The organism is Streptomyces sp. VNUA24 (genome assembly GCF_029167005.1).
Classification (GTDB): Bacteria; Actinomycetota; Actinomycetes; order Streptomycetales; family Streptomycetaceae; genus Streptomyces; species Streptomyces scabiei.
The window spans coordinates 4,508,940-4,525,534 of sequence record NZ_CP119143.1; the positions used below are offsets into that span (position 1 = coordinate 4,508,940).

Below are 16,595 nucleotides of genomic sequence, written 5' to 3' on the forward strand. Positions count from 1 at the left end.
GAAACCGCTGACCGTCCATGTCCGTAGAACATGCAACTAACTCGTGATGCGGAGAGGTGTGACAGAAAACGCGGGGGCGGCGCTGTAGGTAGTACGGGTCGCCGCGCGGCCCGTGCCGCGCGACGGTCGGGGCCTCTCCTGTGGGGGGTGGCGGCCCCGGCCGTTGCCATCGGCGGAGTCGGCCGGGTGTCTTGCGAGTACGGGGGTCTTGCGAGCACGCCGGCCTCACTTCGTTTCCGGGGCCCGCACCTCGCCGCGCGGCTTCCGTCCCGTGCCCGCTCGGCCGCGTTCCGCGCCGGGCGGCTTCCGTACCCCGTCCGGCGGACCTGGCTCGTCCGGCACCCCCGTCGCGCCGGGGCGCGAGGACGGCCTGCGCGCATCCCCCTCGCTCGCGCCGTAGCCCTTCCCCTTGTCGTTGTCGTTGTCGTTGTCGTTGCTGTAGCCGTTGCCGTAGCCGTAGCCCTTGCCCTTGCCGCCGGCGTGCGACGGGTCGACGTCGTCGCGCTGCCGGGACGCGGTGGGTTCCCGGTCCCGGTCGGGTCGGCCGGCCGTGGCGGGACCGGGACGGACGGGGGCGCCGTCCGTCGTACGGGGCCGCGGGTCCCCGCCGTGGTCGCCCGTGTGCTCGCGCCCCGCGCCCTCGTCGTCACGTGCGGCCGAGCCGATCGCCGCGACGGCGACCCCGCCGAGGGCGAGCGTGGCCAGCAGTGCGGCCAGGGTGGTGCGGATCGACCGCTGCACGCGACGCCGCGCGTTCGGCCGCCAGTCGTCGCGCCGCCGGGTGCGAGCGGTACGCGCCCCTCTCTCCCACACCGCCCGAAAGGCCGCCACCGCCCGCGCCTCCCCCGCACTGCCGTCCCCCGTACCGGCACGCACGGCTGCGGCGAGGAGGGAGTCGACGGACGGGGTGGGACCGGTACCGGGGGACCCCGGGCCGACGGTGCCGGAGGCGGGGTGGCTGTCGCGAACGGTGTCGGAGGCGGGGCGGCCGTCGCCGACGGCGTCGTCGCTCACGCCCCGGCAGCCGTCGGCCCGGGGCTCGCCGCCTCCGCCCTCAGGGGCCTCGCCCGTGCGTCGTGCGCCGGCCGGATCCGTCCTCCGCGACGGCATCTCGTGCCCTTCCCTGTCGGCGTGCGGGGTGCCGCGGTGGTCGGTGTCCTCGCCGCCGGGACCCTCGTCGCTGTCGGTCATCTCGACTCCCCCAGCGTCCGGGAGCCGTCATCCGTCACACCCTCGGCCCGGAGCAGCTGGGCGAGGCGCTTCAGTCCCCGGTGGGTGGCCGTACGGACCGCGCCGGGGCGTTTGCCCAGCACACGGGCGGCGGCGGGGCCGTCGAGGCCGACGACGACACGCAGCAGGACGGCCTCGGCCTGATCACGTGGCAGGCGGGCGACGAGGGCGAGCGCCTGTTCGGTGGAGAGGGTCTCCAGGGCCTGGTCCTGGGTGCTGTGCGTGCCCGGCAGTTCCAGCAGGTCGTTGTCCAGGGCGGTCGCCCGGGGCCGCACCTTCTGGCGCCGCAGATGGTCCAGGGCCCGGTGCCGGGCGATGGTCGCGCTCCAGCCCCGGAAGCCCGCGCCGTCCCCCTTGAACCGCCCGAGGTCCCGCGCGATCTCCAGCCAGGCGTCCGAGGCCACGTCCTCCGCGTCGTCGCCGACGATCCCGCGCAGGTAGCCCAGCAGTCCGGGATGCACGAGCCGGTACGCCACCGCGAACGCGGCCTCGTCCCCGGCCTGGGCCCGCGCGACGGCCGCGCCCAGCTCCCCGTCGTACGCCTGCACGCGCCGAGGTTCCCCTCCCTGGCCGCAGGCTGCCCGAGCCAGTGCCGCGTCGGTGCCGGGATGGCGTTGCGGGGACCGTCCCGGCCGCCGCCAAGCCCCCATGGTCATCTGCGTCGCGCTGCGCGGAAGTGTCACACCGTCAACCGCCGTCACAGGGCGCCCTCCGGCGGCACGCGGCACCCGTCCGGGGGCGCGGAGGGACACGCGCGGGGTCCCGCTCACCCGCGGCGGCGAACCTTCCCACGTCAGCCGGTCGACATCGCGTCGCCGGTCGGCATCGCGTCGCCGGTCGACATCGCGTCACGGCACAACAACCGCAGCGAACCCTCACCGGCGAAACAGCGCCGGGCCTCGTCCAGCGGGTCCCAGAAGCGGCCGTCCCAGGTCCGCACCCAGAAGTCCCCGCCCGACTGGACCCACTCGCCGCCGGCCCACCGCACGACGACCTCACCGCCGTACGCGCCGAACCCCCGCAGCGCCCGCTCCACGGCGGCGTAGGGCACGCCCTCCCGTCGTATGTCCTCGATCATCCGGTCCACCCGCCACAGGCTCTGTGTCGAGTAGTCGAGACGCACCCGCGCCCCTTCCCGCATCATCGCCACCGCGTCGGCCGCCCACCGGAGGGGCTTCGCCGCGCTCGCGGGCCGGCCGTCGTGGCCGGCCCGCGTGCCGAGGCTCCCCGGTACGCCGGGGGCGCCGCCCGAACTGAATGTCTGCTGTGCGCTCACACTCGGGAAAGCGCCCGCTCCACACGAGACGTTTCGCGATTTCGGCGTGTGCGCGACACCGGCGCAGGACCGCCACACCCGCCCCCAGGACACCCACAGGACCCGCCAGGGAGCCGAGGTTTACCGCCGCGCCCCCCGCGCGCGTCGTGACACGACCGCCCGCAGCACCCGCCGCCCCTCGGTGGCCGCGCCCAGCGCCTGCCGCATCCCCGCCGCCCCGTGCTGGGCGAGGAGTTCGAGCACGACGACCTGCCGGCGCAGCTCGGCGGCGACGAGATGGGAGGCCCCCTCGGTACGGCCCGCACGGCAGTCCGCCACCGAGTCGTCGCCCCCGGCGTCCAGCGGGTCGAGCAGCTGATGGATCCTCAGCGCGGAGACGGAGCAGATGTCCGCCCACGCACGCAGCGCGTCCCCGGACCGCTCGTCCGGAACCGCGTCGAGCATCCGACGGGCCAGCAGGACCGCCTCCTCGTCCGAGGCGGAGCCACTCCCACCAGCGCCGGCACCATCGTCGACGCCGGCATCGGCTTCGGCATCGGTATCGGACAGGGCGAGTTCGCCCCGTGCCTTCGCCAGCTTCTCCCCCCACCCCTCGCCGCCGTCCACCAGCTCCGCCCAGAGCGGACGCAGCACCTCGTCGTCGCCCCCGAGAAGCGGTACGCAACGGTCAAGACAAGCCAGTCCGCTTGCCGCCAGACCGCGTTCGTCGGCCTGGGCCAACAGCTCCACCAGGCTCATCACGCCTCCCCTGTATCCCGCTCGACCACACTCCGGATATACGGAGCTCGCACTTCCCCTTACTGCGTGCGACGGCGCGGGAGTGTCACAGAGGGACGACCCCGAGCCGGTCGAGCAACCGGAACAGAATATTTTCAGCCAAGGGGTCCGCCGGTCCAGGCTCCGAGGTCAACACATCGGCCAGCGCCCGCGCCTCGACGGCCCGCCCGGCCTCCGCGGCCCAGGCGACGGCACGCTCGGCGGCGTCCCCCGGTTCGAGGAAGTAGTCCTCGACGGTGAGCCCCTCACCGTCGCCCAGATACGCGGCCATGGCCCGCCGTGCGAGACACGTGGTCCACGCCCCGCTCTCCGGCCCGGCGGCCTCGACGACCACGCAGTCGCTGTCCATGACGTAGCCGAACAGCGCGGGCGCCCCCGTCTCCCGGGCCAGCGCGTTCATGTTCCCGACGTCACCGGCGCTCGCGGTCCCGCCCTCGGCCCCGGCGCCGGGCGCGCCCGTCGGGTACGCCCACACCTGCCAGTCGCCGGCCGCCGTCGCACACAGCGTCAGCCCCTTGGCCCGGCCCAGCGCGTCCAGCTCGGCGAGGGGCCGAACACTCCTGCCCACGACGTAGTACCCCCAGTACCCCATACCGGGAATAGACCACACATGTACGGCAGTTCGCCCCCGGAATCGGGCAATCCGCTCAGCCGGTGACGGGTTCCGGTTCACGCGGGCCGCGGCGCGCCCGGTCGTCCTGCATCCGTGTGAGCGCGAGGACGAAGAGGGCGGCGAACAGCGCCGCCACGATCTCCAGGGAGTCCGCGAACAGCATCTGCCGGGCGGCCAGCCGGTACTCCTCGATCTCCTCCGCCCTGAGGTACGCCCGGTCCCCGAGCTCTCCCGCGAACAGGCTGATCAGCCACAACGTCCACCAGGTGTTGACGAGCGCGTGCGACCGCGGCTTCTCCCACGGGCTGCTCGCGTCCCAGCAGTCGATCGCGATCCGGCGCGGGAACCACAGGTTCACCACCGGCACGAACCAGGCGCCGATCGCCCAGCCCCGCTTCATCCGGTGCCCGAAGGGGTCGAACACCTCGGCGTTGACCCGTACCCGGTGGAACCAGACGAGGAAGACGACGATCGTGGCGATGAAGGTGACGGTCTGGAGGACGCCCGCGAGCGCGACGAGCCCGTCCGCCCGGTCCGAGTCGTGCTCCAGGGCCGCGCTCCAGTCCCCGCCGGCCAGCCGGTCCGACACGTCGAGGAGGGCGAGGTCGGCCCACACCGCGACCACGTCCGCGACGGCGACCGCCCCGAGCAGGATCGCCACCGTCCGCCCGAGCGCCACGGGCGACCGCAGCCAGGCGGGGCCGTGGGGCGACTGGAGGGGCGGCTCGGCGTACGGGGCGACCGGGTGCACCGGCGGCGGAGCCGTCCCCAGCGGATCAGCCGTCCCGAGCGGATCAGCCTTCCCGAGCGGATCAGCCGTCCCCAGCGGATCAGCCTTCCCGAGCGGATCGGCCGCCTTACGCGGATCGGCGCCCCGGGACGGAACCGCCGCCTCGCACGGCCGGCACAGCTCTCCGCCGGGTGCCGCCGCCTGGTTCCCGCAGCGCGCGCAGTTCATCGTGAAGCCCCCGTGTGATCGAAACGCGCCGACCGCGGTCCTCCCCAGACCCTCACGCTCGGCGATCAGAACACGCGGAACATACGGTCCACCGGCCCCGCCCGTCCACCCGGTTCCGCCCCGTGCGTTCCTAGCGGCCCAGCAGCCACGACGGCCCCCGACTCAACCGCCCGCCTCAGCTCACCTTCCCCGCCAGCTCCCGGAACTGCGCCCAGCTCAGCGCGGGCTTCCCCGGATCCCACAGCTTCTGTGACAGCGCCCGCAGCGGCATCCGCACGCCCGCCGCGACCTGTGCCTCGGTCTGCCGGTTCGCGAGGTCGCACCAGACCGCGAACGAGCCGCCGAGGATCTGGGCGTCGTACCGGGCCGGGACGGCGGTCGTGCCGCGCAGCACCCGCGGCGTCCAGGACTCGTAGATGCGCTGCCCGGTCGGGTAGACGAACTGGTTGGGCTCGCCGAGGACGTAGTACAGGTACTCGTCGTTGTAGTTGATCACCTGCCGCCCGGCGGCGAGGTACTCCACGGGCGGGCGTGCCCCGATCTCCTTGCCCGTCCAGTACGCGACCTGGATCGACTTGTCCGCCTGGACCGAGCCGCCCCGGAAGAACCCGTCGTTCCAGGCCCGCACGGTCCGGCCGTGGCCGCGCATCAGCTTCGCGCGGTCGTTGAGCCAGCCGGTCGCGAGGTCGGCGACGGTCGCGCCGGGACCGTACTTCTGGCGCGCGGCGGCGGCCAGCTGCGGGTAGGACGCCTCGGGGTTCGACGCCATCAGCGCCCGGTACTCGTCCCCGCCGAGATGCCAGTACGCGCCCTTGAACAGACCGGCGTACTCGTCCAGCAGCTCGTCCACCACCACGGCCGACCTCGGGTTCGCGATGTCGACGGCCCCGCTCGCGGCCACGCCCTGGGCGTTCCTGAGCTGCAGCGACGGATTGGCCGCGATCACGGCCCCCAGGTGCCCGGGGGAGTCGATCTCCGGGACGACCTGGATGTGCCGGCTCGCCGCGAGGTCGAGGATCTTCCGCACCTGGGCCTTGCTGAGGTGCTGGCGGGACACCACCTCGGGGTGGCTCGTGGACTCGATCCGGAAGCCCTGGTCGTCGGAGAAGTGCAGTCCGAGCTGGTTGTACTTCAGGTCGCCCAGCTCACGGATGCGGTCCTCGATCCAGCCCGCCGTGAAGTGCTTGCGCGCGATGTCCAGCATGAACCCGCGCTGCGGCTTGGCCGGCTCGTCCCGGACGACACCCTCCGGCGCCGTGCCGCCGCCGCGGACCTCCTGCTTCAGGGTGCGCGTCCCGTAGAAGACGCCCGCCTCGGCGGGCGCGGCGATGCGTACCCGCCGGTTCTTCACGGTCAGCGTGTACGCCTCCGACCTCGGCCGGTCCGCCCCGGTCAGCGCCAGCTCCACGTCCCCGTCGCGGGGCCGCGCCTCCCCCGCGTAGGAGAGCCCCAGCTCCCCGGCGGTCAGCCGCCCCTCGTCGGCCAGCGCGGCGTTGCGCACGACGACCCGGCCCCCCTCGGCGGGCTTCCAGCCGGGGCCGCGGGCCGCCTCGTGCTGCCGTACGGCGGGGATGGTCCGCGGCTTCTGGGACAGCGGGTAGGAGCGCGAGGGCGACGGGGAGGCGGCCGGGGCCTTCTCGGCGGCGTTCACCGACGACCCTGGCCGCGACGGCTCCGAGCCGCCGGGGGTGCGTGTCGCGTCGCCGGGCAGCACGGTGACGGCCACCGCGACCGCGCCGCCCGCCAGGACGGCCCCGGTGGCCAGGAGCAACCCTTTCGACGTGATCGCCGTCTTCCTGCGGGGTGCCCTGCGCCGGCCTCGGTTCACGACGCGCCCCCGGTCCCGATCCCGGTTCCGGTCAGCATCCACGACATCTCACGCACCTCTCGCCCGCACGGTCCCCCGCTCCTCGTCCGGCCCTCGCCCGGGCCGTGTCCGACGTCCCGGCTCTCTCGCGAGCCCTGTCTCCGAACCTACGACGTTCCACTGTCCCATCCGTCCACCACAGGTTCCGAAACTCTCCCGTTCGGGTGAATTTCGGGCATCGAACGGACAGCCCATGACCCGCCTCGGTAACGTGGTGGCACCTTTCGCACAGCCTGCCCAACCCGCCTCATCCGCCCCGTCGGCCCCTACGCACCGCCGAGGAACCACGCTGCCTCCGCACCGTCTCCCCCACCTCCCCGGCCAGGTCGCCCTCCCGCAGCAGGTCCGCGCCCCCGACCCGTCGGACCTCGCGTGGTTCAACCACGCCCCCGCCGACACGGTCCGCCAGGCCCTCCTCACCTGTCTGCGCAGCCTCCGCTGGGCCCACCGCCTCACCGATCACCGCCCCTACCCCGACCTGGACGCCCTGCTCGCCGCGTCGGACGAGGCGGCGTACGACCTCACGGCGGCCGACCTGGCCGAGGCGCTGGCCGGCGAGACCCTCCCGGTCCTCCCCGACGACACCTACGGCGTGGCCCACACCGCCCTGAACGCCGCCCACGCCGCCTACGAGGCCCGCTTCGGCCATGTCTTCGTGATCTCCCAGGCCGCCGCCCGCCCGGACGAACTCCTCGACCGCACCCTGGAGGGCATCCGCTCCCGCCTGACCAACGACCCGGAGGAGGAACGGGTAGTGGTCGCCGAGGAACTGCGCCGCCTGGCACGGGAACGCCTCACCACCCACGTGACCACCCGAAGGAACCGTCTCGAGGCCCCGAGGGCCCCCTAGGGCACGAGTTCCCCGCACGCCTTCCAGGGGCGCGGGGAACTGCGCGACAAGCCCCCACCGACCCCGCACCCGGCACCGCACGGACACCCCACCCCGGATGCCGCCCCGTACTCACCCTTACGTGCCCCTTTGTATGCCAGTTTGATCACACCAACCCTCCCGGCTTAAGCCAAGTGCAACGACGTCGCTACCATGGCCGGGGCCGGTGGACCGTACCCGGCCGGGTCAGACCGACAAGCAAGCCGGCCGGCCCCAATCCCCGCTCCCGGAGGGTTCTTCCGTGCCGGCTGGAACGCTGTACCGCGGCCGGGAAGGAATGTGGTCCTGGGTGGCTCATCGAGTCACCGGCGTCCTCATCTTCTTCTTCCTGTTCGTACACGTGCTGGACACCGCTCTCGTCCGTGTCTCCCCCGACGCCTACGACAAGGTCGTGGCCACGTACAAGACGCCGATCGTCGCGCTGCTGGAGTACGGCCTCGTCGCCGCCATCCTGTTCCACGCGCTGAACGGTCTTCGGGTCATCGCCGTCGACTTCTGGTCGAACGGCCCCCGTCACCAGAAGACGATGCTGTGGTCCGTCGTCGGCATCTGGCTGGTGCTGATGATCGGGGCCCTGTACCCCGTTCTCGGCCACGCCGTCCGTGAAGTCTTCGGGAGCTGAGACAGATGTCCGCCACTGAAACCACCGCATCCGGCATCGGCCCCGTCGAGGGCGCCGGGGAGCTGTCGGGCTACAGCCCCGACAACCCGGCCCCCGTCATCGAGCCGCCCCGCAAGCGCACCAAGAAGACCCCGAGGTCCACCCGCGGCAACTTCGAGATGGCCGCCTGGCTCTTCATGCGGCTGTCCGGCATCGTCCTGGTCGTCCTGGTCATCGGCCACCTGATCATCCAGCTCGTCCTCGACGGCGGCGTCTCCAAGATCGGCTTCGCGTTCGTCGCGGGCCGCTGGGCGTCCCCGTTCTGGCAGACCTGGGACCTGCTGATGCTGTGGCTCGCGATGCTGCACGGCGCGAACGGCCTGCGCACGGTCATCAACGACTACGCGGAGCGCCCGAACACCCGCCTGTGGCTGAAGGGCCTGCTCTACACCGCCACGGTGTTCACCATCCTGCTGGGCACGCTGGTGATCTTCACCTTCGACCCGAACATCCGCTAGGCACGGGGCTGAGGTAACCGATCATGAAGATCCACAAGTACGACACCGTCATCGTCGGCGCCGGCGGCGCCGGAATGCGCGCGGCGATCGAGTCGACGCAGCGCAGCCGTACCGCCGTGCTGACCAAGCTGTACCCCACCCGCTCCCACACGGGCGCCGCGCAGGGCGGCATGGCCGCCGCGCTCGCCAACGTGGAGGAGGACAACTGGGAGTGGCACACCTTCGACACGGTCAAGGGCGGTGACTACCTGGTCGACCAGGACGCCGCCGAGATCCTGGCGAAGGAGGCCATCGACTCCGTCCTCGACCTGGAGAAGATGGGCCTGCCGTTCAACCGGACCCCGAACGGCACGATCGACCAGCGCCGCTTCGGCGGTCACAGCCGCAACCACGGCGAGGCCCCGGTCCGCCGCTCCTGCTACGCGGCCGACCGCACCGGTCACATGATCCTCCAGACGCTGTACCAGAACTGCGTGAAGCACGGCGTGGAGTTCTTCAACGAGTTCTACGTCCTGGACCAGCTGATCACCGAGGTCGACGGCGTCAAGAAGTCCGCCGGTGTCGTGGCCTACGAGCTGGCGACCGGCGAGATCCACGTCTTCCAGGCGAAGTCCGTGATCTACGCGTCCGGCGGCTGCGGCAAGTTCTTCAAGGTGACGTCCAACGCGCACACCCTCACCGGTGACGGCCAGGCGGCCGTGTACCGCCGGGGTCTGCCGCTGGAGGACATGGAGTTCTTCCAGTTCCATCCGACCGGCATCTGGCGCATGGGCATCCTGCTGACGGAGGGCGCCCGCGGTGAGGGCGGCATCCTCCGCAACAAGGACGGCGAGCGCTTCATGGAGAAGTACGCGCCGGTGATGAAGGACCTCGCGTCGCGTGACGTGGTGTCGAGGTCGATCTACACGGAGATCCGCGAGGGCCGGGGCTGTGGCCCCGAGGGTGACCACGTCTACCTGGACCTCACGCACCTCCCGCCGGAGCAGCTGGACGCGAAGCTCCCGGACATCACCGAGTTCGCGCGCACCTACCTGGGCATCGAGCCGTACACGGACCCGATCCCGATCCAGCCCACCGCGCACTACGCGATGGGCGGCATCCCGACGAACGTCGAGGGTGAGGTCCTGATCGACAACACCACCGTCGTCCCGGGCCTGTACGCCGCCGGTGAGGTCGCCTGCGTCTCCGTGCACGGCGCCAACCGTCTCGGCACCAACTCGCTGCTGGACATCAACGTGTTCGGCAAGCGGGCGGGCATCGCGGCCGCCGCCTACGCGCAGACGGCCGACTTCGTCGAGCTGCCGGAGAACCCGGAGTCGCTCGTCGTCGAGCAGATCGAGCGCCTGCGCTCGGCCACCGGCAACGAGCGCGTGGCGGACCTGCGGCGCGAGCTGCAGGAGACCATGGACGCCAACGTCATGGTGTTCCGCACCGAGCAGACGATCAAGACGGCCGTCGAGAAGATCGCCGAGCTGCGGGCGCGGTACAAGAACGTGGCGATCCAGGACAAGGGCCGCCGGTTCAACACCGACCTCCTGGAGGCCATCGAGCTGGGCAACCTGCTCGACCTGGCCGAGGTCATGGCCGTGTCGGCGCTCGCCCGGAAGGAGTCCCGCGGCGGTCACTACCGCGAGGACTACCCCAACCGCGACGACGTCAACTTCATGCGTCACACCATGGCGTACCGCGAGGTCGGCGACGACGGCTCCGAGACCGTCCGCCTCGACTACAAGCCGGTCGTCCAGACCCGCTACCAGCCGATGGAGCGTAAGTACTGATGGCTACCCCTGTTCTGGACAAGGTCGAGGCGGAGTCCGCCGCCTCCCCCTACATCACGGTCACGTTCCGCGTGCGCCGGTTCAACCCCGAGGTCGCGGCCGAGGCGAGCTGGCAGGACTTCGTCCTGGAGATCGACCCCAAGGAGCGCGTCCTCGACGGTCTGCACAAGATCAAGTGGGACGAGGACGGCACCCTCACCTTCCGCCGTTCCTGCGCGCACGGCATCTGCGGGTCGGACGCCATGCGGATCAACGGCAAGAACCGTCTGGCCTGCAAGACGCTGATCAAGGACATCAACCCCGAGAAGCCGATCACGATCGAGCCCATCAAGGGCCTCACGGTCCTCAAGGACCTGGTCGTGGACATGGAGCCGTTCTTCCAGGCGTACCGGGACGTGATGCCCTTCCTGATCACGAAGGACACCAACGAGCCGACGCGCGAGCGCTTCCAGACCGCCGAGGACCGTGAGCGCTTCGACGACACCACGAAGTGCATCCTCTGCGCCGCGTGCACGTCCTCGTGCCCGGTGTTCTGGAACGACGGCCAGTACTTCGGTCCGGCCGCGATCGTCAACGCCCACCGCTTCATCTTCGACTCGCGCGACGAGGCCGGCGAGCAGCGGCTGGAGATCCTCAACGACCGTGACGGCGTGTGGCGTTGCCGTACGACGTTCAACTGCACGGACGCCTGCCCGCGCGGTATCGAGGTCACCAAGGCGATCCAGGAGGTGAAGCGAGCGCTCATCACGCGCCGCTTCTGATCCGCCACCCCGGCGCATGACGGAGGGCCCGCAGGTTCACCTGCGGGCCCTCCGTGCGTCCGGCGGCGGCGTTCGGGTGTCCGGCGGCGGCGTTCGCGCGGCCCACGCACGAGGGCCTCGTCCCCGCACGGAGCTCAGAGGGAAGCTCCGTGGCGGACGAGGCCCTTCGGTCGATCACCCGAGCGGTGATCCGCAGCGCGATCAGCCGCGCAGGACACGGCCCTGGGCGTCGGTGCGGTCGTTGCTCGTGAGGAACAGGATGCCGTCGATCAGGGACCAGAAGCCCAGACCACCGCAGGTGAGGAGCTGGGCGACGCCCACGCCGACGGAACCGACGTAGAAGCGGCCGATGCCGAGGGTGCCGAGGAAGAGCTGCAGAACGCCGGCGACGATCTTCGACTTGTCCGAGTACGGGCGCCCCTGCGGGTCGTGGCCGAAGGGAGCGTCAGGGGTGGGGACGGTCATGGAAATACTCCTGGATGTACTGACTCAAACAACCGAAGCGGATTGCTCCGGGGGGAATCGCAGGAGAGAAGGCGCGGCAAAATACCGGCAGCAATCGGGCACGGCAGATACCGGCCAACGAATGAGCACGACGTAGTCCCCCGTCATCCCCCCTGTCGCGGTTGCAGCGTAGTGAGACGCAAGGGACGGACGGGAGGGGATTCCGGCGATCGTTCCGATTCCGTGATCCGATTCCAGCCAACTTGCGACACCTGGGCAACATAAAGCGGGCGTAAGGGATTTACGGGGGTCGGGAACGGGAAGCCGATACGGTTCGGCCCGTTCGCGCGGAGGCCGCTCAGCGCATGTTGCGGACGATCGTCCACGTCACCGCGACACCCAGGATCAAGACCTGGGTGCGGGGCTTCAGTTCGGGGCGCCAGCGGCGGCCGCGCAGGCCCTCGACGGCCCAGCGGCCGAGCAGGGCGAGCGCGAAGGGCGCGGCGAGCAGCAGGATCCGGTTGTCGTGCCAGGCGGCTTCGAAGCGGCCGTGCATCAGGTCGTACACCATGCGGGTGCCGCCGCAGGCGGGGCAGAGGAGCCCCGTGACATAGCGGAACGGGCACTGGGGCAGTACGTGGCCGGGCTCGTGCGGGTTGGTGCCGTACAGGTAGGCGGCGCCCGCCAGCCCGGCGGCGGCCACCGCGAGGGGGGCCGCCGCCGGATGCCGGAGGGTGGTGAGGCCGCGCTCAGCCACGCAGGACACGCCCGTTGGAGTCGGTGGTGTTGCTGCCGGTGAGCAGGATGATGCCGTCGACCAGCGCCCAGATGCCGAGGCCGCCGCAGGTGAACAGCTGCGCGAGGCCGAGGCCGACGTGACCGATGTAGAAGCGGCCGACACCGAAGGAGCCCAGGAACAGCGAGAGGATGCCCGCGACGATCTTCGACTTGTCCGAGTACGGGCGCCCGTAGGGGTCGTAGCCGTACGGGGCGTGGGGGTCGCCGGTGTACGCGCCGCCCGGCGTGGGAGGCACCTGGTAGCCGCCGCCCTGGGGGTAACCGCCCTGCTGCGGGTAGCCGTAGCCGGGCTGCTGGTAGCCGCCCTGCGAGGCCCCGTACGGGTCGCCGGCCTGCGGAGCCCCGTAGGGGTTGGCGCCCGGCTGGCCGGGGGCCGCGCCCGGGTACCCGTATCCGGGCTGCGGCGGCTGCGGGGGCTGAGCGGGCTGCTGAGGCTGCTCGGTCACGGTACTGACTCCTGCGTGTCGTGTGCTTGAGCGGCCGGAGCGGCTCAATGACTGGATTGCTGAACGGCTGAACGACTGAATGGCTGAACGGCTGACTATGGGCTGTCCGTCATATTGCAGGAGGGAAAGGCCCGGAGAGAAGTTGCCCCCTCGGCCGGACCCTCGGCCCGCTCCCGCGTGTGGGCGGAGTCACATCCCACGGACGCGACCCCCGTGCCCCCGGCGAGCAGCATCGCCTTGCTGAGGATGCCATCGAGCATACGGTCGCCCTGATGGAGGGGACAGCCGGTCTGCGGGGTTCCGTTCCTGTACCGAAGGCGAGTTGCCTCCTCAAGTGACATCGCAGGCAGGGAGAAAGCGTCCCGCGGGAGGTGGCCACTCCATCGGGTGATCCTCGCCGGACTGGCGGGCCGGATGGCGGGCAGTACACCAGGGTACTAGCATGTATGCGTACTACACGGCGATCGCTGATGACCTGGCATCTTGAGATGACCGGGGATGTCCGCGACTGGCTGCACAGACTGCGCAAGGACGACCGCGTCTCAGCACGCCTGGTGGGCCAGGCGATTCAGGCCCTGGTGGAGGAGGGCCCGGACCTCGGGCGCCCCCTGGTGGACCGCATCAAGGGGTCCGCTCTGCACCACCTCAAGGAACTGCGGCCGGGCTCGACCGGAGACAGTGAGATCAGGATCCTCTTCGCCTTCGATCCCGAGCGCAGCGCGGTACTCCTGGTCGCGGGTGACAAGGCGGGGCGATGGACGGCGTGGTACCGCCACGCGATGCCCTTGGCCGAAGAACGCTATACCGAGTGGCTGGACCACCTGGCCCGGCGCCGTCACAAGGAGACTGAGCGATGACCAGCTTTCACTCGTGGGACGAGGTCAAGGAAGAGGTCTACGACACCGAGGACCTCGACGAGATCATGGCGGGTGCCCGGCGCATGGTCGCCGAGGCGCGCGCGCACCGGTTGGCCGAGATGCGCAGGGAACTCGGCCTCACCCAGCGGGAGGTGGCCGACCGCATGCACGTACGACAGGAACGGGTGTCGGCGATCGAGCGCGGGAAGACGGAGTCCGCCGAGGTGGGGACGGTCGCGGCCTACGTAGAGGCACTGGGCGGCGAGTTGGAGATCGTCGCGAACTTCAACGGGACCCGGGTGGTGGTGGCGTAGCCCGGTGCGCGCCTGCCCAGGGCCCCGACTGGCCGGATCGCATCCAACTCCTGTGACGGATGGGGCGGTTGATCACACACTGACCCCATGACCATCCTGAGGAAAGCCGCGGCCACACTGTCGGCCGCGGCCGCGATGCTGATCGCGATACCCCCCACAGCCTCGGCGACGCCCGGCCACGACGCCCCGTACGGCGGCACGCTCGTCCGGGAGAACTTCAACCGTCTCCCGCTCGGCCCGGTGACCAAGGGCCGGGGCTGGACCACCGACGCTTCCGACGGCACGCTGACCGTCGTCCCCGGCACGCGCGGCCACGGCCGGGAGCTCCGCCTCCGCACCGAGGGCAACGGCCGCGCCTTCATGGTGCTGCCCGACCTCGCCCCGCCCGGCAACAGCCTCTGGGCCCGGATGCGGCTGCGGGTGACCGAGTTCCCCACGGCCCCCGACTGGGCGCACTGGACCCTCGCGGAGGCCTCCGGCACCGACTCCCCCACCCTGGTCCGCCCCCTCGGCGGCCAGTACGCCCCCACGGACAAGGGCAACTTCTGGGGCGTGGGCTCCGACCTGGGCCCGACGGGCGACTGGACCAACTGGAAGACCTCGGCACCGGCGGTGGCCGGGAAGTGGCAGTGCGCGGAGTTCCACCTGGACGCCACGGACAACCGCGTCACCGTCTACCTGAACGGCAAACCCCAGCCCGACCTGACCGTCTCCACGAAGCACCACGGCGGCACGACCGACGACTTCACCTTCCCCACCTTCGACAAACTGAAGCTGGGCTGGCAGCTGTACCAGTCGAACCCGTCACCATCGTCGTTCGAGATGCGGATGGACGACATCGCGGTGAGTACGCGGCGGGTGGGGGGTTGCTGAGCCTGACAGAGGGGGGCCGAGCGAGGGCTTCTCCCTGACTCGAAGCTGTAGCTCACAAGGGGGCCGCCCGCGCTTCACGAACGGGCGGCCCCTCACCTATGCGTCCGGGCACACCACTGCGCCCACGTTCCTTCTTGCCACCGCCGCTACGCTCCCCCGTTGACGACGAGGTAATGCCCGCACTCGTCAGTGCGCACCCTCGACAGCCACAGCCCTCCGCCAGGGGACGATGGAATCGGCTCGGTAGCGGGTGAGTGGCTGTGATTGCAAGCGAGAGCCGATACCTTCCACCACCATCAGATAGTGCGCGTTCGGCTACGACCCTCATAACATACAGAATTTACAAGCGCCCGAATATCGGTTTACAAAAGCTCAGATCTTGCAACAGATGCAGCCCAATCAGCGAAGTCTTCATCCACCGACTCATCCAGAATATCTGCGCTAAGTTCTCCACTTGCGTTCACATGAACATGCATGAGCTCACCTGGCCCACCCGGAGTGAGGTCCCAAAATTCCACTACCCGGTCCTCACTCCCTTTCTTGCCGTCACTAAGCACCGCATCCTCGATCAGAGCGCCATCATGGTCGTAAAAGCCCACACCGCCCATCCTTCCGGGGTGAACGAAAGGTACGTGGCGGCCTCCGAGATGAGGCCGCCACACATCTGGAGTTATCTAGTCCCTGAACGAGTGCAGTTGCCAGTCTCCGCTACCGCCAGGCTGTCTAAACTGCACTGCACCCCATGGAGCATGATACTCGATAAGGTTATCTCCAGACCTATTGGTGTAGCACTGTACTGCCACCTTCGGATCGTTGAGAATTCTAGTGAGTGTCTCCTGTCCGAGGTCGTTCCAAGTCCACGGGTTTTGTTTGCCTCCCGGCTTTGGCCATTGGCCAGAATTTGAAGAGCGATTGGCATGTTTCTTCAACTCATGCCCTGCGGCCACCCGACAAGCGCCATGGCGGCCAACGGCGACGGCGACGAACCGCCACCCTGCGCCGCCCTCATCCGCTGACGTTGCCGTCAGCCACTGCCGTCAAACGCCCGATGGGCCCCTTCCGAAGCTTCGGAAGGGGCCCATCAGTCTGCCACGCCAAGCGATCCGGAATTCAGCGCAGAATTCCGTCAGTGAGCGCATCCGCACATTCAGACAAATGAACTCAAGCGAGTTCCTGCGAGACATCAAATCCCGAAGGAGCCTTGTCCCGAACGATCCCCCAAACGGGGTCTCGCTTCACTGATTCAAGCCATTCATCGAACGACGTCCCGCCCTCACGGAACCACCAGGAGTTGTGACTTTGAAGCGATTGCAGGTCGGCATCGGCTCGGTATCTATACTCAAGCTGAACCTGCGAATACCCTTCATGCTCGCCTTCAGCATCAACGATTTCCATTTGACGCACGAAGCCCACCGTGAAAGTAGGCTCTGCAAACCAGTTCACTTCGCCATACTGAAAGAGGAAACCGTCGGAGTCGGCACCGGAGGGCACGTCGAACTCAATCCGCTCGAAGTTGAGGACAGCCGCTACGACCTCCTCGATAGTGGGAACCTCTCGACTCGATCCCACCTGGTCAACGATGTCTTGCACCACGC

The 16,595-nt window shown here is 70.0% G+C and carries 20 protein-coding genes; 8 read left to right on the forward strand and 12 right to left on the reverse strand.

All coding sequences use genetic code 11. From position 1 onward, the window contains the following. Positions 1-225 precede the first annotated feature (225 nt). From PYR72_RS18970 to PYR72_RS19000, 7 genes are all read right to left on the reverse strand, one after another. Positions 226-1,191 carry a hypothetical protein gene (locus PYR72_RS18970; RefSeq protein ID WP_275456439.1) on the reverse strand — a complete coding sequence of 322 codons (966 nt, stop codon included), beginning with the start codon at positions 1,189-1,191 and terminating at the stop codon, positions 226-228. After that, the gene (locus tag PYR72_RS18975) at positions 1,188-1,778 is read right to left on the reverse strand and encodes an RNA polymerase sigma factor (protein ID WP_037727235.1); all 591 of its coding nucleotides are present in this window, start codon (positions 1,776-1,778) and stop codon (positions 1,188-1,190) included. Before PYR72_RS18975 ends, PYR72_RS18970 begins: the two co-directional genes overlap by 4 nt. 245 nt (positions 1,779-2,023) lie before the next feature. Continuing rightward, positions 2,024-2,506, reverse strand: a complete 483-nt coding sequence (locus PYR72_RS18980; protein ID WP_275456441.1) for a hypothetical protein — start codon at positions 2,504-2,506, stop codon at positions 2,024-2,026. A 120-nt stretch (positions 2,507-2,626) separates the two neighbouring features. Then, a complete protein-coding gene (locus PYR72_RS18985; protein ID WP_275456442.1) occupies positions 2,627-3,244 on the reverse strand; it encodes a hypothetical protein in 618 nt (205 codons plus the stop codon). Between the two features lie 85 nt (positions 3,245-3,329). Next, positions 3,330-3,875, reverse strand: coding sequence for a hypothetical protein (locus PYR72_RS18990; protein ID WP_275456443.1), 546 nt, complete (start codon positions 3,873-3,875; stop codon positions 3,330-3,332). 55 nt (positions 3,876-3,930) lie between these two features. After that, the gene (locus PYR72_RS18995; RefSeq protein WP_275456444.1) at positions 3,931-4,854 is read right to left on the reverse strand and encodes a DUF4328 domain-containing protein; all 924 of its coding nucleotides are present in this window, start codon (positions 4,852-4,854) and stop codon (positions 3,931-3,933) included. Positions 4,855-5,029: 175 nt separating this feature from the next. After that, positions 5,030-6,625, reverse strand: coding sequence for a glycoside hydrolase family 20 protein (locus PYR72_RS19000; protein ID WP_275460456.1), 1,596 nt, complete (start codon positions 6,623-6,625; stop codon positions 5,030-5,032). A 289-nt stretch (positions 6,626-6,914) separates the two neighbouring features. Here PYR72_RS19000 and PYR72_RS19005 point away from each other — a divergent pair, with 289 nt between their 5' ends. The 5 genes from PYR72_RS19005 (at position 6,915) to PYR72_RS19025 (ending at position 11,268) form a co-directional block, all read left to right on the forward strand. Next, positions 6,915-7,571 (forward strand): 2-oxo-4-hydroxy-4-carboxy-5-ureidoimidazoline decarboxylase, encoded by a 657-nt coding sequence (locus PYR72_RS19005; protein WP_275456445.1) that lies wholly within the window; start codon positions 6,915-6,917, stop codon positions 7,569-7,571. Positions 7,572-7,851: 280 nt separating this feature from the next. Then, positions 7,852-8,232, forward strand: a complete 381-nt coding sequence (sdhC, locus tag PYR72_RS19010; RefSeq protein ID WP_078531457.1) for a succinate dehydrogenase, cytochrome b556 subunit — start codon at positions 7,852-7,854, stop codon at positions 8,230-8,232. Between the two features lie 5 nt (positions 8,233-8,237). Further along, positions 8,238-8,729: a succinate dehydrogenase hydrophobic membrane anchor subunit gene (locus PYR72_RS19015; protein ID WP_275456446.1), complete on the forward strand. Its 492-nt coding sequence runs from the start codon at positions 8,238-8,240 to the stop codon at positions 8,727-8,729. Positions 8,730-8,752: 23 nt separating this feature from the next. Beyond that, entirely contained in the window at positions 8,753-10,507 is a 1,755-nt protein-coding gene (gene sdhA / locus PYR72_RS19020) for a succinate dehydrogenase flavoprotein subunit (RefSeq protein WP_275456447.1), read from the forward strand. Next, complete coding sequence (locus PYR72_RS19025; RefSeq protein WP_013001271.1) at positions 10,507-11,268, forward strand: succinate dehydrogenase iron-sulfur subunit; 762 nt, start codon at positions 10,507-10,509, stop codon at positions 11,266-11,268. Before sdhA ends, PYR72_RS19025 begins: the two co-directional genes overlap by 1 nt. Before the next feature lie 201 nt (positions 11,269-11,469). Here PYR72_RS19025 and PYR72_RS19030 read toward each other — a convergent pair whose 3' ends face one another. The 3 genes from PYR72_RS19030 to PYR72_RS19040 form a co-directional block, all read right to left on the reverse strand. Beyond that, complete coding sequence (locus PYR72_RS19030; protein WP_013001272.1) at positions 11,470-11,733, reverse strand: TM2 domain-containing protein; 264 nt, start codon at positions 11,731-11,733, stop codon at positions 11,470-11,472. A 337-nt stretch (positions 11,734-12,070) separates the two neighbouring features. Beyond that, positions 12,071-12,469: a DUF2752 domain-containing protein gene (locus tag PYR72_RS19035; protein ID WP_275456448.1), complete on the reverse strand. Its 399-nt coding sequence runs from the start codon at positions 12,467-12,469 to the stop codon at positions 12,071-12,073. Next, positions 12,462-12,956, reverse strand: coding sequence for a TM2 domain-containing protein (locus PYR72_RS19040; RefSeq protein WP_275456449.1), 495 nt, complete (start codon positions 12,954-12,956; stop codon positions 12,462-12,464). The genes PYR72_RS19035 and PYR72_RS19040 overlap by 8 nt, the downstream gene beginning before the upstream one ends. Before the next feature lie 470 nt (positions 12,957-13,426). Between PYR72_RS19040 and PYR72_RS19045 the strand changes: the two genes are divergently transcribed. The 3 genes from PYR72_RS19045 to PYR72_RS19055 all read left to right on the forward strand — a co-directional run bounded on the left by PYR72_RS19045 (position 13,427) and on the right by PYR72_RS19055 (position 15,000). Next, entirely contained in the window at positions 13,427-13,813 is a 387-nt protein-coding gene (locus tag PYR72_RS19045; protein WP_275456450.1) for a type II toxin-antitoxin system RelE/ParE family toxin, read from the forward strand. Further along, positions 13,810-14,127, forward strand: coding sequence for a helix-turn-helix transcriptional regulator (locus PYR72_RS19050; RefSeq protein WP_275456451.1), 318 nt, complete (start codon positions 13,810-13,812; stop codon positions 14,125-14,127). The genes PYR72_RS19045 and PYR72_RS19050 overlap by 4 nt, the downstream gene beginning before the upstream one ends. Before the next feature lie 87 nt (positions 14,128-14,214). Next, on the forward strand, positions 14,215-15,000 hold the full coding sequence (locus tag PYR72_RS19055) for a hypothetical protein (RefSeq protein ID WP_275456452.1): 786 nt from the start codon (positions 14,215-14,217) through the stop codon (positions 14,998-15,000). 362 nt (positions 15,001-15,362) lie between these two features. On the opposite strand, the gene PYR72_RS19060 is transcribed toward PYR72_RS19055, so the two are convergent. Continuing rightward, positions 15,363-15,599: a hypothetical protein gene (locus PYR72_RS19060; protein WP_275456453.1), complete on the reverse strand. Its 237-nt coding sequence runs from the start codon at positions 15,597-15,599 to the stop codon at positions 15,363-15,365. Between the two features lie 562 nt (positions 15,600-16,161). Then, a complete protein-coding gene (locus tag PYR72_RS19065) occupies positions 16,162-16,590 on the reverse strand; it encodes a hypothetical protein (RefSeq protein ID WP_275456454.1) in 429 nt (142 codons plus the stop codon). Positions 16,591-16,595 lie beyond the last annotated feature (5 nt).